The organism is Roseinatronobacter sp. S2 (assembly GCF_029581395.1).
Lineage (GTDB): Bacteria > Pseudomonadota > Alphaproteobacteria > Rhodobacterales > Rhodobacteraceae > Roseinatronobacter.
Map to the genome: position 1 here is coordinate 143,485 of NZ_CP121115.1, position 15,717 is coordinate 159,201.

The window sequence follows — 15,717 nt, forward strand, 5'->3', positions numbered from 1 at the left end:
AGAGTGGTTACAAATTTCTTGACAGATAGTTTCGACTGATTGAAGGTAGTGTAATCGATTACATGGTGATTCATCCTTGGAGGGGGTTACTTTGTGACAATAGTGTAATCGATTACATAGCGCGGGCAAGACATTCTTGAAAAACCCGCGCAGCACCGTGACATAAGCGGCTTATGCCGTTCAGGGAGGAACGCATGAAAAAAACATTCGCACTGCTGGCATCAACCAGTCTGATTTCCGTTGGCACATCGGCGCTGGCCGTTGATCTGGAAGTCACGCATTGGTGGACATCGGGCGGGGAAGCGGCGGCAGTCGCCGAATTCGCACGCCTGTTCAATGAAAACACCGAACACACCTGGGTCGATGGTGCCATCGCAGGTGCCGGCGGCACAGCGCGCCCGATCATGATTGGCCGTATCACTGGCGGTGATCCGATGGGCGCCACCCAGTTCAACCATGGCCGTCAGGCCGAAGAACTGGCCGAAGCGGGCCTGATGCTGGATTTGACCGACCTGGCCGAGGCCGAGGGCTGGCATGATTTCGTGAACCCGACATCGCTGCTGGACAGCTGCACGATTGACGGGCGGCTTTACTGTGTGCCTATCAATATTCATTCCTGGCAATGGCTGTGGCTAAGCCATCAGGCCTATGAGGATGTAGGCCTTCCCGTTCCCACCAACTGGGACGAATTCATCGAAGCGGCCCCCGCGCTGCAAGAAGCAGGAAAAGTCCCGCTGGCGATGGGTGGACAACCCTGGCAGGCAGTGGGTGCTTTCGGGGTGATGGCCATTGCGCTGGCCGGAAACGAGGCATGGTCGGCGGTGCATATCGACCATGATGCCGAAGTGGCCGCCGGGCCGGAATTTGCCCGCGTGTTCGAAGCCGCAGCACAGGCGCGCGCCTTTTCTGCGCGGTCCAACGTGCAGGACTGGAATCAGGCCACCAATATGGTCATTTCCGGTCAGGCTGGCGGGCAGATCATGGGTGACTGGGCGCAGGGCGAATTTCAGGTCGCCGGTCTTGTCGCAGGCGAGGATTATTCCTGCCTGCCCGGTCTTGGTGTAACTGAAATCATCTCGACGGGCGGGGATGCGTTCTATTTCCCCAAAATCAATGACCCCGAAGTAGAGGCTGCCCAGCTTGAACTGGCCTCGTTGATGATTTCGCCTGAAGCGCAGGTGGCCTTCAACCTTAAGAAAGGGTCGCTGCCGGTCCGCGGTGATGTCGATCTGGAAGCCGCGAATGACTGCATGCAGAAGGGGCTGGAAATTCTGGCGACAGGCAACATTCTGCCGGATGCAAACCAGACATTTTCGCCGGATACGCAAGGCCAGATTGAAGATCTGATGGTCGAATTCTGGAACGATCCAAACTACACCGCAGAAGAAGCCCAACGTCTGTACGCCGAGATTGTCGCGCGCGCGGATTAATCAGGTGGCCGGGGTTCCCTATGCAGGGAACCCCGGATGTTCAACAGAATTTTCCAGATACCGGAGGATCAAGATGTCAAGCGCAAGACGCGCTCGTGATGGCGCACGCCCGCCAATCCGCCTGCTGCGCAATCTGTCGTCCAAACTGGCGGCCATTCCGATGGTGCTGGTGGGGCTTGGCGTATTCGTGGGGGGCACGATCTGGACGATTGTTCATTCCTTCACCGACTCGCGCCTGTTGCCACGGCTGAACTGGGTCGGTTTTGATCAGTATGAACGTTTGTGGAGTACGCGCCGGTGGCTGGTATCCATTGAAAACCTTGCTGTTTACGGCATCGTGTCACTTGTGTTGACGATGTGTCTGGGGTTTTTTCTGGCGGCCCTTCTTGACCGGAAAATCCGGTTTGAAGATACATTCCGCACGATCTTCCTGTATCCTTTTGCCCTGTCCTTCATTGTGACCGGCCTTGTGTGGCAATGGATTCTGAACCCTGATTTCGGCATTCAGTCGGTCATTCGCGGGCTTGGGTTTTCAGGGTTCAACTTTGACCCGCTGTATAATCCTGATCTGGTGATCATCGGCCTGTTGATTGCGGGGTTATGGCAGGGAACGGGCCTGATCATGGTCATCATGCTGGCGGGTCTGCGCGGTATTGACGAAGACATATGGAAAGCGACCCGCGTGGACGGAATTCCGATATGGAAAACCTATATCGTGGTGATCATTCCCATGATGAAGCCGGTTTTCGTGACCGCGCTGGTGCTGGTGACCAGCGGTATTGTGAAACTTTACGATCTGGTCGTGGCGATGACATCGGGCGGTCCCGGCATCTCGTCCGAAGTGCCGGCGAAGTTTGTCTATGACACGTTGTTTACTCGCCAGAATCTGGGGCAGGGCTTTGCCGCATCGACAATGATGCTGGTAACCGTCGCCATCATTCTTATCCCATGGGCCTATATGCAATATCGGGAGAAGCGCCAATGACCGCTGTTACCCCCCGCGGCGCAAAGCCGCAAAAGGCCTTGTCGCCGCGCAATATCATGCTGTATGGCGCGCTGGTCATCTTCAGCTTGTATTACCTGCTGCCACTATATGTGATGATCGTCACATCGCTGAAGGACATGGCCGAAATCCGTGTGGGCAACATATTTTCCGCGCCGGTGGAAATTACGTTTCAACCATGGGTCAAGGCGTGGTCAGAGGCCTGCACCGGCATCAATTGTGACGGGTTGTCGCGCGGGTTCTGGAATTCGGTCCGTATTCTGATCCCGTCGCTGATCATCTCGGTGTCGGTGGCGGCGCTGACGGGCTATGTGCTGGCCTGCTGGCGGTTCAAAGGGTCGGAAGTGTTCTTTGGCATCCTGCTGCTGGGCGCGTTCATTCCCTATCAGGTGCTGCTGTATCCGCTGGTCATCATCTTGCGTGAACTGGGTCTGTTCGGGTCGCTGTGGGGGCTGGTGCTGGTGCATACGGTCTTTGCCATGCCCATCAATGTGCTGTTGTTCCGCAACTACTTTGTCGCCTTGCCGGAAGAGTTGTTCAAGGCCGCCCGCGTTGATGGCGCAGGGTTCTGGGGCATTTTCTTTCGCATCGTAATCCCCATGTCGTTGCCGATTTTCGTGGTGTCGGGGATTATTCAGGTCACTGGCATCTGGAACGACTTCTTGTTCGGGGTGGTTTACACGCGGCCTGAAAATTACCCGATGACAGTGCAGCTGAACAACATCGTCAATTCGGTTCAGGGGGTAAAGGAATATAATGTCAACATGGCAGCGACGCTGCTGACAGGGCTGGTGCCGCTGGTTGTGTATTTCTTCTCTGGGAAACTATTCATTCGCGGCATCGCTGCGGGCGCGGTCAAAGGCTAGGGCGAAACCATGACACATTCAATTTCAATCAAGGATCTGACACTTTCCTTCGGGGCAGTCACGGTTCTGGAAGACCTGAACCTAGATGTGGGGCAGGGGGAGTTTCTGGTGCTGCTGGGGTCGTCCGGGTGCGGGAAATCCACGTTGCTGAACTGCATCGCGGGGTTGCTGGACGTCACAGATGGTGAAATTCACATTCAGGGCAAGAATGTCACATGGGAAGAACCGTCCAAACGCGGCATCGGCATGGTGTTCCAAAGCTATGCACTATATCCGCAAATGACGGTCGAGGGGAATTTGGCCTTCGGGTTGAAAAACGCCCGTGTTCCCAAGGCCGAGATTGCAACCCGTATTGCCCGCGCGGCGGACGTGTTGCAGATCGAACCGCTGCTGAAACGCAAACCTGCCGCATTGTCTGGCGGTCAGCGCCAGCGCGTGGCCATCGGGCGCGCTTTGGTGCGCGATGTGGATGTGTTCCTGTTTGACGAACCGCTGTCGAATCTGGACGCCAAGCTGCGTGCCAATCTGCGGGTCGAGATCAAGCGTCTGCACCACACGCTGAAAAACACCATGATCTATGTGACCCATGATCAGGTCGAGGCCATGACACTGGCCGACCGCATTGCCATCATGCGCGACGGGCAGATCATGCAGCTTGCCCCGCCTGCGGAAATCTACAACCGTCCCGTGAACAAATATGTGGCAGGTTTTATTGGTTCACCCGCAATGAACCTTATTCCCGGCCAGCTGGATGCTGCGGACCAGCAGTTTGACACAGGGCTTGGAATGGCGATTTCGGTTCAGGGGTATGAATTTACATCCGCCCCCATTACCGGCCCTGTCTGGCTGGGGCTGCGCCCTGAACATGTGCTTTCCGGCCAGATGGCGCAAACGCAGCCGGTGCAACTGGATGCTTATGTCGACATGGTCGAACCCATGGGGTCGGACACGCAGGTCTGGGCCAAGATCGGCAAACAGGAATTGCGGTTCCGCATGGACGGGCAGGCAGAAGTCGCCATTGGGGACACGGTGCCAATCGGGTTTGACCCAGCGCGCCTGTCGCTGTTTGACAAGAAAAGCGAAGCGCGCCTGTAGCGTTCCAACACGAACACCAAGAAGGAAAATACACTATGGATGTTTCATTCCAGCTTTATTCTGCGCGCAATTTTACCCCATGGGACAAGGTTCTGGACCAGCTGGCCGCACTTGGCTACACGCAGGTCGAAGGGTTTGGCGGCGTCTATGAGGACGCGGCCGCATTCCGCGCAGCGCTGGATGCGCGCGGGCTGTCCATGCCATCGGGGCATTTCTTTCCGCTTGCCAATTTTGAATCGGATTTCGACCAAACCATCGCCAATGCCAAAGCGCTTGGCATTGGCCAGCTTTACTGTCCCGCCCCTGATGATGTTTACCGCGACGGGGCTGATGCGCAGGCATGGCGCGATCTGGCCGCACGGCTGGAAGTCGCTGCCAAGCGTGTGCAGGATGCGGGCCTGCGCTTTGGCTGGCACAACCACCATTGGGAATTCATGCCGCTGACCAGTGGTGAAATCCCGATGGCACTGCTGCTGGAAGGGGCGCCATCCATGGAATGGGAAGCCGATATTGCATGGATCGTGCGCGGTGGGGGTGACCCACTGGCGTGGATTGCGCAGCACGGGTCGCGCATCACCGCAGCCCATGTCAAGGACATCGCCCCTGAAGGGCAATGCGCGGACGAAGACGGCTGGGCCGATGTGGGCCACGGCACCATGGACTGGCCAGCCATCATGGCCGAATTGCGCAGCAACGGTGTCAGCCTGTTCGTGATAGAACATGACAACCCCAATGACTTGGCCCGTTTCGCGCGCCGTTCAATCACCAATTACCGCCAATTCTAAGGGGCACAGCATGACTAAAACACTGGGTATCGGCGTTCTTGGCTGCGGCAATATCTCGGCCGCCTATATGCGCCTTGCACCGCTGTTTCGCGGCATTGAAATGCGGGCCTGCGCCGATCTGAATGCAGATGCGGCCAAGGCGCGCGCAGAAGAATTCGGCCTGCGTGCCGAAACCGTTGACGGGCTTTTAGGCGCAGATGATATTGATATCATCGTCAACCTGACCGTGCCTGCCGCGCATTTCGACGTGTCCATGCAAATTCTGGACGCCGGAAAACACGTCTATTCCGAAAAGCCGTTTGTCCTGTCGCTGGAAGAAGGGCAGAAACTGGCGGCAAAAGCCGCCGAGAAGGACCTGCGCGTAGGGTCTGCGCCCGACACGTTCATGGGCGGTGCGCATCAGCTGGCGCGTCATTTGGTGGATTCCGGGCGCGTGGGCAAGGTCAGTTCCGGCACCTGTTTCGTACAAAGCCCGGGCATGGAAATGTGGCACCCCAACCCGGATTTCTTTTTCAAGCCCGGTGGCGGGCCAATTCTTGATCTGGGGCCATATTACATTTCTAACCTTGTGCAGCTTCTGGGGCCGGTCAAACGTGTGACCGCCATGAGCATGAGTGCGCAAGCCGAACGCACCATCACATCCCAGCCCCGCCATGGCGAAAAGATTACCGTGGAAACGCCCACCACCATCCACGCAATCTTGCAGTTCCAGTCGGGCGCGCAGGTGACCTATTGCGCCAGTTGGGACGTGTGGCAACATTGTCATGCGCCGATGGAACTTTATGGCGCGGATGGCACGCTGCATGTGCCTGACCCCAATTTCTTCGGGGGGGAAGTGCGCATGACATCCAAGGCCGCGTTCACATCGGCAGGGGTGGCATGGGACCATCCGTTCGGGCGGGCCAATGATGGCACAAATGCCAATTACCGTGCCGCAGGGCTGGCCGATATGGCGCTGGCCATTACGGACGGTCGCGCGCATCGGTGTTCGCTGGAATTCTCGCTACATGTGGTGGATGTGATGACCGCAATCCTGAACGCCGCCACGGCTGGGCAGGTTCTTGACATCACCACCACCTGTGACCGCCCCGAGGCCCTGTCGCCCGAAGTCGCGCAGGCGTTGCTAGCATGAGTGTGTATTGCGCCGCTGCCGACCGCTACGCGCGGATGCAATACCGCCGCTGCGGCGCGTCGGGGTTGATGCTGCCTGCAATCTCGCTGGGCCTGTGGCACAATTTCGGCGATGACACCCCGCACGAGGTGAAGCGCAGCATTTGCCAGACTGCGTTTGACCATGGCATCACGCATTTTGATCTGGCCAATAATTATGGCCCGCGTCCGGGTGCTGCGGAATCTGCATTCGGGGAAATCCTGCGCACCGATTTCGCGCCATACCGGGACGAGATGGTGATTTCCACCAAGGCCGGCTACCGTATGTGGCCGGGACCATATGGCGAATGGGGCAGCCGCAAATATTTGGTGTCATCTTGCGATGCGTCCCTGAAACGGATGGGGCTGGAGTATGTGGATATCTTCTATTCGCACCGGTTCGACCCCGACACGCCGCTGGAAGAAACCATGGGTGCGCTGGATTACATCGTGCGGTCGGGCCGCGCGCTTTATGCGGGCATATCCAGCTATAATTCCGAACGCACCCGTCAGGCGGTGGCCATTCTGAAGGATCTGGGCACGCCTTGCGTGATCCACCAGCCAAGCTACAATATGATCAATCGCTGGGTTGAACGCGACGGGCTGAAGGAAACCTTGCACGAACTGGGCGTGGGCTCCATCGCGTTCACGCCATTGGCGCAAGGGATGCTGACCACGAAATACCTGAAGGGCATTCCCGAAGGTAGCCGCGCCAGCCAGGGCAAATCGCTGGCCACCGGCATGATCAGCGAGCGCGCGATTGAAAATATCCGCAAGCTGAATGACATTGCATCCGCGCGCGGGCAGACATTGGCACAAATGGCCATTGCATGGGTCCTGCGCGGGGGTGGGATTACCACAGCGCTGATCGGGGCGTCAAAACCGTCGCAGGTTGTGGATTGTGCAGGCGCGGTCGACAATCTGGATTTTACCGATGCGGAACTGGCGCAGATTGACCGCTGGGCCGACGAAGAGAACATCAATCTTTGGGCGCAATCATCGGAATTGGACAAGGAAGCAACCCCATGATCCGCAACCCCATTCTGCCCGGTTTCAACCCCGACCCGTCGATTTGTCGCGTGGGTGACGACTATTTCATCGCCACATCGACCTTTGAATGGTTTCCCGGCGTGCAAATCCACCACTCCCGCGATCTGGTGAACTGGGATCTGGCATGCAGGCCATTGACGCGCGCCAGCCAGCTGGACATGCGCGGCAACCCCGACAGTTGCGGTGTCTGGGCGCCGTGCCTGTCCTATGCGGACGGGCTGTTCTGGCTGGTCTACACGGATGTCAAACGGCTGGATGGCAATTTCAAGGACGCGCATAACTACATCGTCACCGCGCCCGCGATTGAAGGGCCGTGGTCCGACCCGATTTATGTGAATTCCTCAGGGTTTGACCCGTCGCTGTTCCATGATGATGACGGGCGCAAATGGTTTATGAATATGCAATGGAACCATTGCGGCCGGTCCGTGGGCGGGCAGCCCAAAAGCCCCGCCTTTGACGGGATTTTGTTGCAGGAATGGCACCCCGAACACGGGCTGACAGGTCCGGTGCGCAATATATTTCCGGGCAGTCCGCTGGGGCTGGTCGAAGGGCCGCATCTGTTCAAGCGGGGGGGCTATTATTACCTGACCACCGCCGAAGGGGGCACCGGCTATGGCCATGCGGTCACCATGGCGCGGGCGCGCCAGATTGATGGGCCTTATGAGTTGCACCCCGACACGCATCTGATCACCTCCAAGGACCACCCCGACGCGCCCCTGCAACGCGCGGGCCACGGCCAGATCGTGGAAACCCCGCAAGGCGACGTGTATCACACGCATTTATGTTCGCGTCCGCTGCCGGGACGGTTTTCACCATTGGGGCGCGAAACCGCGATTCAGAAATGTGTCTGGGCCGATGATGGCTGGCTGTATCTGGCGCAGGGTGGGCCGGTGCCCGCGCTGGACGTGCCCGCCCCTGTCGATGTGGCCCCAAGGCCCGCAACCGCGATACGCCGCACATTCGACGGGCCGGACCTGCCGCCGGAATTCCAGTGGTTGCGCAGCCCGCAACCTGAGCGTCTGTTTACCCTGACCGGCGACGCGCTGTGTCTGCATGCGCGCGAAAGCATAGGCAGCTGGTTTGAGCAGGCACTGGTCGCGCGCAGGCAGGAACATCTGCAATACCGCGCGGAATCCGAACTGGCCGAATTTGCGCCCGACACCTACCAACAAGCGGCGGGGCTGGTGACATATTACAACCGCAGCAAATTCCATTTCGCTGCCGTCACATGGGACGAAAAACTGGGCCGGTGTCTGACAATCATGTCCTGCGCCGGTGACTGGCCCGATGGCGCGCTGCACTGGCCGTGCGATCCGGTGGCGCTGGACGCCGGCCCGGTCTGGCTGGCGGTCAAGGTCAGCCGTGCGGTGCAGCAATTCTACTGGCATCAGGGCGGCGACTGGGTGGCCCTTGGGCCTGCGCTGGATGCATCCGTCATCTCCGACGAAGGCGGTCGGGGCGAGCATGGCTCTTTCACCGGTGCTTTCGTCGGCATGGCCGCCTTTGACATTACCGGACGTGCGCGGCCTGCGCATTTCCGCAGCTTCGACTATACTCCCGAACCCGGGCAGGTCTAAGTGACCTGCCCGGAAAAACACCAAACCACGAGGAAGACCAATGCCCGCAAAGATTAAAGGACCAGCCCTGTTTCTGGCGCAATTCGCAGGCGACGAAGCCCCTTTCAACTCGTTGGAAAACATCACCAAATGGGCGGCATCGCTGGGTTACAAAGGCGTGCAGATTCCGACATTCGACCCGCGCCTGTTCGATCTGGACCGCGCCGCAGACAGCAAGGATTACTGCGATGAAATCGCCGGTATCTGCGCCGCATCGGGCGTGGAAATCACCGAATTGTCCACGCATTTGCAGGGCCAGCTTGTTGCGGTAAACCCCGTCTTTGACACGGCGTTTGACGGGTTTGCCCCCGCTGCGCTGCATGGCAAACCAGCGGCACGGCAGGAATGGGCCGTGGATCAAGTCAAGAAAGCCGCGCGCGCCAGCCGTCATCTGGGGCTGGACACATCGGTCAGTTTTACCGGATCACTGGCGTTTCCGTTCCTGTATCCATGGCCGCAGCGCCCCGCGGGCCTGATTGAAGAGGCGTTCTCCGAACTTGCCCGCCGCTGGCGTCCGATCCTTGATGTCTATGACGAACACGGCGTTGATATCGGCTATGAAATTCATCCCGGCGAAGATGTCTTTGACGGGGCGACATGGGAAATGTTTCTGGATGCGCTGGACGGCCACACCCGCGCGCGCATCAATTACGACCCGTCGCATTTCCTGCTGCAACAGATGGATTATCTGGCCTTTATCGACATCTATCATGACCGTATCTGCGCTTTTCACGTCAAGGATGCAGAATTCAACCCCGACGGGCGGCAAGGCGTTTATTCCGGCTATCAGCCATGGCTGAACCGCGCGGGGCGCTTCCGCAGCCTTGGCGACGGTCAGGTTGATTTTGCCGCGATATTTTCCAAACTGTCGCAGTATGATTACGACAGCTGGGCCGTGCTGGAATGGGAATGCTGCCTGAAGTCCCCCGAACAGGGCGCGGCCGAAGGGGCACCTTTCATCGCGCAACATATCATTGATGTGACCGACAAGGCGTTTGATGATTTCGCAGGCGCAAAAACCGATATCGCGCAAATTCGCGCAATGCTGGGGATTGACCAATGAGTGTACGTTTGAAACTGGGCATGGTGGGCGGCGGCGAAGGCGCGTTCATCGGGGGTGTTCACCGCATTGCGGCACGCATTGACGGGCAATGGGATCTGGTCGCGGGGGCGCTGTCATCAGACCCCGCACGCGCGCATGCATCAGCCGCGGCACTTGGGATCGCGCCGGACCGCAGCTATGACAGTTTTGCGCAGATGGCCGCAGCCGAATCCGCGCGCGATGATGGCATTGACGCGGTCGCGATTGTCACGCCCAACCACATGCATGTCCCTGCCGCGCTTGCCTTTTTGCGCGCCGGTATCCATGTGATTTGCGACAAGCCGCTTGCGTCCAGACTGAACGACGCGCTGGAACTGGAACAGGCGCTTGCGCAATCGGGCAAGCTGTTTGTGCTGACGCATAATTATTCCGGCTATCCGCTGATCCGGCAGGCGCGCGACATGGTGGCGCGGGGTGAACTGGGCCGTTTGCGGCTGGTGCATGTCGAATATGTGCAGGACTGGCTGACCGAAGCGGCAACCGGCAAACAGGCTGAATGGCGCACGGACCCTGCACGGTCCGGTGCAGGCGGGGCGATTGGCGATATAGGCACCCATGCTTGGCAACTGGCCGAATTTGTCACTGGCCAGTCCCCCGATGCACTGGCCGCTGATCTGTCCAGTTTCGTGGACGGGCGCGCGGTGGATGACAACGCCCATGTGATGCTGCGCTATGCCAGCGGGGCCAAGGGCATGCTATGGGCATCGCAAGTGGCCGTCGGCAATGAAAACGGCTTGCGGCTGCGCATTCACGGCGACAAGGGGGGTCTGGACTGGGCGCAGGAAAACCCCAACCAGATGGCATTCACCCGCTTTGGCCAGCCTACACAAATTCTGACGCGCGGGGGGGCTGGGGCCAATGATGCAGGTTTAGCCACCACACGCATTCCCGCAGGCCATCCCGAAGGGTATCTTGAAGGGTTTGCCACGCTCTACCGCGAAGCAGCCGATGCCATCCGCGCCCATGATGCAGGCAGCGCGCTTGAGGGCGGGGTTTTGCCGGGCTTGGCGGACGGGTTGTCAGGCATGCGCTTCATTGATGCCTGCCTGCGCTCGTCAAAGGCGGACGGGGCGTGGACGCCGGTTGTCCCGCAAGCTTGATCGCGTTGCCCCTTGCCGCCGCCCCCGTTGATGCGCCATTCTGTGCCGTATTGACGGGGCAGGGGGGCAGGATGCGCGGTATTGCTATGGGGCTGGTGGCAGTTGCCGGTTTGGGGTGCGGCAGCGCGCTGGCCGAATTGCCCTTGCCCGCTGCGGTAAGTGATGCCGATTTTGCCAGCCACCCGCCCGATCTGGTGCGGCTTGGCTGGCATTTGTTTTACGACCCCATCCTGTCTGGGAACCGCGAAGTGGCGTGCGCGACATGCCACCACCCCGCCTTTGGCACATCTGACGGGGTGTCGCTGGGTCTGGGCGACGGGGGCAAGGGCCTTGGCCCTGCGCGCGTGGCCGATGCGGACAATATGCCGGAACAACGCATTCCCCGAAATTCGCCCGCGCTGTGGAATTTGGGCGCCTATGAATTCACCCGCATGTTCCATGATGGCCGCATCGAGGTGGACCCCAGCCGCGAAACCGGACTGCGCACACCGCTGGAAGGGGACATGATGGCAGGGTTTGCCTCGCTTCTGTCGGCGCAGAACATGTTTCCTGTCCTTAGCCCCGATGAAATGGCGGGCCATTACAGCGAGAATGAAATTGCACAAGCCGTGCGCCAGGGCCGCATTACCGGCGCAGGGGGCGCATGGGATCTGATTGCGCAGCGGGTGCGCGACATTCCTGACTATGCCGCGCGTTTTATTGCCACAGATGACACCATCACATCGCCCGATGACATTGCATTCACGCATATATCAGATGCCATTGCGGCCTTTGTCGCGGTTGAATTCCGGTCCGATACCAGCCCGTTTGATGCTTATCTGCGCGGTCAGGGCGATCTGGCGGAGGGGGCCGCGCGCGGTATGGGCCTGTTTTACGGGCGCGCCACCTGTTCCAGTTGCCATTCCGGCCCGTTCCAGACCGATCACGGGTTTCATGCGCGCGGCGTGCCGCAACTGGGACCGGGCAAGGCCGCGCGGTTTGAATCGCACCGCCGCGACACAGGGCGCATGCGCGTAACAGGGCGCGATGAAGATGCGTTTGCCTTTCGCACGCCGTCCTTGCGCAATGTGGCGCATACAGCGCCCTACGGTCATGCGGGGTCGCATGCCACGCTTGAAGGCTTCATCCGCGATCACGCCGACCCTGTGGCGGGCCTTATGCGCTATGACCGCGCGCAGGTCATCTTGCCGGATCTGGCCGTGGATGACTGGCAGATCATGGACGACCCTGCCGAGCTTGCCGCCATCGCAGATGCCGTGCAAACCCCGCCCATTGCCCTGAGTGAGCGTGACATTGAAGATATCGTGGCCTTTCTGGACAGTTTAAGCGATGCGCAGGCACTGGCAGGGCGGTTGGGCGTGCCCCCTGATGTGCCCAGCGGGCTGGTTGTGCCGAACCCGTGACGGGAAGGGGGCGAGTGGCCTGAAGGTGACGTTGATGCCATGGACTAAGCCCGCGCTATCGGCGGGCCGCGGGACGGCCCGCCGATAGCGCGGCGGCCTTTGGCCTTTGCTCCGCGCCTTGGGAAGCTCCCCAATGCCCCCTTCGGGCCAGTTTCACCCTCGTTCGCGGTTTCGTCTGACAAGACCATCCACTAATCACGCCGCAGCGTAACACGCTGATTGACCGCGCCAATCCTGTGGCGGGTCTCCTCCCCGTCGGGCCAGCGCACATGCACATCCGCGCCCGTTGCATCCCCCAGCCCGAAATGCAGCGGCACCAACTGCCCGCCCGCATGCCCGCCCCCGATGGTGATGTCCTGCCATTGACTGGCCGTTTCGGTGTCCACCGTCACACGCGCGCCAATGGCAAAGCGGTTGGTCCCGTCCTGACGCAGATCAACCGCCAGCCAGTTTCCAACCCCTTCAGTGACATTGCGATACAGCCTTGCGGGCGCGCGCCGGTTGATGACCACCAGATCAAGCCGCCCGTCACCATCCAGATCCACCAGCGCCGCACCGCGCGACCGTGCCGGATCGGCCAGTCCCGCCAGATGCGCGGATTCGGTAAATGTGCCATCAGGCCCTTGCAGCAGCAGGTTATTGGGGTCGGCCATAGCCAGATCGGGCATCTGGTCCACATTGCCCTTGGCCACGAACAGATCAACCCGCCCGTTATTCGTCACATCCCCCCATTGCGCATGCCAGCCCGTCGACGGGCGCCCGTCATCGCCGGTAAACGGGCGGTGTGCCGTGTGGCCCATGCTGAAGGGCGCTGCGCGGTAGGTGCCATCCGGTTGTGCCAGTTGCAGCATCTGGTCGGCCATGGATGTCAGATACACATCCGCCAGCCCGTTGCCGGTTATATCGCGGCTGGCAATGCCCATGCCCCACAGCATCAACTCCGGCCAGCCATCATCGGCCCCCAGAAAGCGCCCGTCTTCAATATCCCACATCTGTTCATGGCCGCCACGCACATAGTAATGCCTGTCATTGGACAGGCGCAGCGTCATGCGGTCGCGGGCATCGGGGGCGGCCAGTGCGGATAGCGGACAAAATCCCGGACCGAAGGGGGCGGATGTCCAGCCCTTGCGATGGGCGCGCAGCATCTGGTTGTCATCGCAGGCAAAGAACGGGCCTGCGGGGTCGTCGCGGTCCACATAATTTCCGACAAACATACTGGGCCGGTCTGCGCCCGCATCCCACCATGCGCTGAACGCGGTGGACCAGCCCGCGCCCGCATCTATCCCAAGTGCTTCGGTCGCGTCTTCAAACTGGCAATCCCCAAGGCCGCGCAGCACCACATTCGGCCCGACGCGCAACACAAACACATCCAGCACCCCGTCGCCGTCAATATCCAGCGGATAGGCCCCTGTTACACCCGTCAGGCCGGTGTCTTGCGGCGCAAACTCCATCCCGCCCATGTTGCGCAGCAGCAGCGCAGGCCCTTCGCCGCCCGCCAGAAACAGATCGGGCAGGCCATTGTCGCTGCAATCAAACGCGGCCACACCCCCGCCCACAAAATATTCCCAGCCGCCGCTATAGTGATGTTCGGAAATAGCGGCGCCGAGGTCCGCAAATTGCGGGGTTTGGGGCAGGGCAGGGGTGGCCATCATAAGGACCGCGAAAAACGCGCCCTTCATGCGGCGCTGCCGCGCGTGGCCGTGCCGCCCAGCAGGTTTTCGGTCAAGGCCCCCAATGCCAGCGCGACCGCGCCCTGCGCCCAGACCAGATCGCCCCATGCGTGAATTTCCACGCGCGCAGGTGCGCGCGCACCAATCAGCGTCATGGCCTGCATTTCTGCCATCACCTCGCGGGCATACAGGTAATCATACTGCATGCGCCCGCCCGACAGAATGACCACTTCGGGATCAAACATTTGCACGACATTCGACAACCCAAGCGCCAGATACCGACCCGCGCGCCGGAAAATGGACAATGCCGCTTCATTGCCGCGACGGGCTTCGGCAAACAGGTCTTCCAGCAGGGCAAGCGGGCTTTCGGACAGACTGGCATGCTGGTCTAGTGCGGTGGCCGCTTCACGCGCCAGCGCGTAATCGGCGACATAGGCTTCCAGACAGCCGCGCTTGCCACAGCGGCACAAGGCCCCGTCAAGTTGCACCTTGGTATGGCCCAGTTCCAGCCCGACACCGCGCGCCCCGCGATAGAGCTGGTTGAACAACACCAACCCCATGCCGACCCCGTGTTCAATGGTGACAACCGCAAAATCCGATTTGCGCCGCCCGCCGCCAAACCATAGTTCCGCCAGTGTCAACAGATTGGCGTCATTGTCCAGATAGGTGGGCACCCCGAACGCATCCTGAAACTGCGTGCTCAGGGCGGTTCCGGGCGAATCGAGCATGGGGGACCAAGGCACATTGCCGGTTGCATGTTCCACCATACCCGCCATGCCCACGCCGATGGAATCGATATCGCGCACCTGCATGCCTTGCGATGACAGCAATTTATCCATAAGCGCGCGGGCTTCGGCCACCAGTATGGCGGGGCTTTTGCGGTTGGGGCGGGTGGGCACATCGGCTTCGGCAATCCTGCGGCCCGCAAAATCGCTTAGAACGGCCGTGTGGCGCTGGTCACCCAGCTTCATGCCGACAACATGATACGCTTCGGCCACCACCTCCAGTTCCACCGGCGGGCGGCCACGCCCTGTGCGGGGCTGGTCGGTGTCCAACGGGGGCGGGGTGGTGGTTTCGCGCAAGAACCCTTCGGCAATCAATTCGGCGGTGACGGCACTGATGGATGCAGCACTTAGCCCAAGCGCGCGCACCATATCGGCGCGCGTGGTCTTGCCATGGGCGCGGGCATAGTCAAACAATGTCTGTCGCAGCGGGCGGGGAGTGGGCGCAATGTTTGCCAGAACCGGGCCGCAACCGGCCTGTTCTTCCGCATCAGATGTAATAGCCCCGACAAGATGCGGCGTCATTCCCCTGCCCTCCCCAGCGCAGTAATAACTTCACAGGATAAATTAATAACACTGGATGTCGGGGAAAACATCAAGAAAAAACGACAGATCGTTAGAAATATGCAGAATAAAGTCAGGATTCCTGACGCAGTTTGCTTTATT

13 protein-coding genes are annotated in these 15,717 nt (G+C 60.0%); 11 read left to right on the plus strand and 2 right to left on the minus strand.

Annotation, left to right across the window (positions count from 1 at the left end; translation table 11 throughout):
- The first annotated feature begins 194 nt into the window (after positions 1-194).
- The 11 genes from P8S53_RS17490 (at position 195) to P8S53_RS17540 (ending at position 12,599) form a co-directional block, all read left to right on the plus strand.
- A complete protein-coding gene (locus tag P8S53_RS17490) occupies positions 195-1,430 on the plus strand; it encodes an ABC transporter substrate-binding protein (protein WP_277807116.1) in 1,236 nt (411 codons plus the stop codon).
- A 73-nt stretch (positions 1,431-1,503) separates the two neighbouring features.
- Positions 1,504-2,415 (plus strand): carbohydrate ABC transporter permease, encoded by a 912-nt coding sequence (locus P8S53_RS17495; RefSeq protein ID WP_277807117.1) that lies wholly within the window; start codon positions 1,504-1,506, stop codon positions 2,413-2,415.
- Positions 2,412-3,299, plus strand: a complete 888-nt coding sequence (locus tag P8S53_RS17500; protein WP_277807118.1) for a carbohydrate ABC transporter permease — start codon at positions 2,412-2,414, stop codon at positions 3,297-3,299. Before P8S53_RS17495 ends, P8S53_RS17500 begins: the two co-directional genes overlap by 4 nt.
- A gap of 9 nt (positions 3,300-3,308) precedes the next feature.
- Entirely contained in the window at positions 3,309-4,394 is a 1,086-nt protein-coding gene (locus P8S53_RS17505; protein ID WP_277807119.1) for an ABC transporter ATP-binding protein, read from the plus strand.
- Positions 4,395-4,429: 35 nt separating this feature from the next.
- Positions 4,430-5,179: a sugar phosphate isomerase/epimerase gene (locus P8S53_RS17510; protein ID WP_277807120.1), complete on the plus strand. Its 750-nt coding sequence runs from the start codon at positions 4,430-4,432 to the stop codon at positions 5,177-5,179.
- A 10-nt stretch (positions 5,180-5,189) separates the two neighbouring features.
- Positions 5,190-6,311 carry a Gfo/Idh/MocA family protein gene (locus P8S53_RS17515; RefSeq protein WP_277807121.1) on the plus strand — a complete coding sequence of 374 codons (1,122 nt, stop codon included), beginning with the start codon at positions 5,190-5,192 and terminating at the stop codon, positions 6,309-6,311.
- Positions 6,308-7,357, plus strand: coding sequence for an L-glyceraldehyde 3-phosphate reductase (mgrA, locus tag P8S53_RS17520; RefSeq protein WP_277807122.1), 1,050 nt, complete (start codon positions 6,308-6,310; stop codon positions 7,355-7,357). The genes P8S53_RS17515 and mgrA overlap by 4 nt, the downstream gene beginning before the upstream one ends.
- A complete protein-coding gene (locus tag P8S53_RS17525; RefSeq protein WP_277807123.1) occupies positions 7,354-8,955 on the plus strand; it encodes a glycoside hydrolase family 43 protein in 1,602 nt (533 codons plus the stop codon). The genes mgrA and P8S53_RS17525 overlap by 4 nt, the downstream gene beginning before the upstream one ends.
- A 40-nt stretch (positions 8,956-8,995) precedes the next feature.
- Positions 8,996-10,057 carry a sugar phosphate isomerase/epimerase gene (locus P8S53_RS17530; protein WP_277807124.1) on the plus strand — a complete coding sequence of 354 codons (1,062 nt, stop codon included), beginning with the start codon at positions 8,996-8,998 and terminating at the stop codon, positions 10,055-10,057.
- Complete coding sequence (locus tag P8S53_RS17535; RefSeq protein ID WP_277807125.1) at positions 10,054-11,196, plus strand: Gfo/Idh/MocA family protein; 1,143 nt, start codon at positions 10,054-10,056, stop codon at positions 11,194-11,196. Before P8S53_RS17530 ends, P8S53_RS17535 begins: the two co-directional genes overlap by 4 nt.
- 71 nt (positions 11,197-11,267) lie before the next feature.
- Entirely contained in the window at positions 11,268-12,599 is a 1,332-nt protein-coding gene (locus P8S53_RS17540) for a cytochrome-c peroxidase (RefSeq protein WP_277807126.1), read from the plus strand.
- Between the two features lie 191 nt (positions 12,600-12,790).
- Here P8S53_RS17540 and P8S53_RS17545 read toward each other — a convergent pair whose 3' ends face one another.
- A complete protein-coding gene (locus tag P8S53_RS17545) occupies positions 12,791-14,278 on the minus strand; it encodes a CRTAC1 family protein (RefSeq protein WP_277807127.1) in 1,488 nt (495 codons plus the stop codon).
- The gene (locus P8S53_RS17550; RefSeq protein ID WP_277807128.1) at positions 14,275-15,576 is read right to left on the minus strand and encodes an ROK family protein; all 1,302 of its coding nucleotides are present in this window, start codon (positions 15,574-15,576) and stop codon (positions 14,275-14,277) included. The genes P8S53_RS17545 and P8S53_RS17550 overlap by 4 nt, the downstream gene beginning before the upstream one ends.
- Positions 15,577-15,717: the final 141 nt, after the last annotated feature.

Coding starts and splice junctions, on each gene's coding strand:
- P8S53_RS17500 (WP_277807118.1), top strand. CDS start 2,412: ATGACCGCTGTTACCCCCCGCGGCGCAAAGCCGCAAAAGGCCTTGTCG.
- P8S53_RS17550 (WP_277807128.1), bottom strand. CDS start 15,576: ATGACGCCGCATCTTGTCGGGGCTATTACATCTGATGCGGAAGAACAG.
- P8S53_RS17545 (WP_277807127.1), bottom strand. CDS start 14,278: ATGAAGGGCGCGTTTTTCGCGGTCCTTATGATGGCCACCCCTGCCCTG.
- P8S53_RS17535 (WP_277807125.1), top strand. CDS start 10,054: ATGAGTGTACGTTTGAAACTGGGCATGGTGGGCGGCGGCGAAGGCGCG.
- P8S53_RS17515 (WP_277807121.1), top strand. CDS start 5,190: ATGACTAAAACACTGGGTATCGGCGTTCTTGGCTGCGGCAATATCTCG.
- P8S53_RS17505 (WP_277807119.1), top strand. CDS start 3,309: ATGACACATTCAATTTCAATCAAGGATCTGACACTTTCCTTCGGGGCA.
- P8S53_RS17540 (WP_277807126.1), top strand. CDS start 11,268: ATGCGCGGTATTGCTATGGGGCTGGTGGCAGTTGCCGGTTTGGGGTGC.
- P8S53_RS17530 (WP_277807124.1), top strand. CDS start 8,996: ATGCCCGCAAAGATTAAAGGACCAGCCCTGTTTCTGGCGCAATTCGCA.
- P8S53_RS17510 (WP_277807120.1), top strand. CDS start 4,430: ATGGATGTTTCATTCCAGCTTTATTCTGCGCGCAATTTTACCCCATGG.
- P8S53_RS17525 (WP_277807123.1), top strand. CDS start 7,354: ATGATCCGCAACCCCATTCTGCCCGGTTTCAACCCCGACCCGTCGATT.
- P8S53_RS17490 (WP_277807116.1), top strand. CDS start 195: ATGAAAAAAACATTCGCACTGCTGGCATCAACCAGTCTGATTTCCGTT.
- P8S53_RS17495 (WP_277807117.1), top strand. CDS start 1,504: ATGTCAAGCGCAAGACGCGCTCGTGATGGCGCACGCCCGCCAATCCGC.
- mgrA (WP_277807122.1), top strand. CDS start 6,308: ATGAGTGTGTATTGCGCCGCTGCCGACCGCTACGCGCGGATGCAATAC.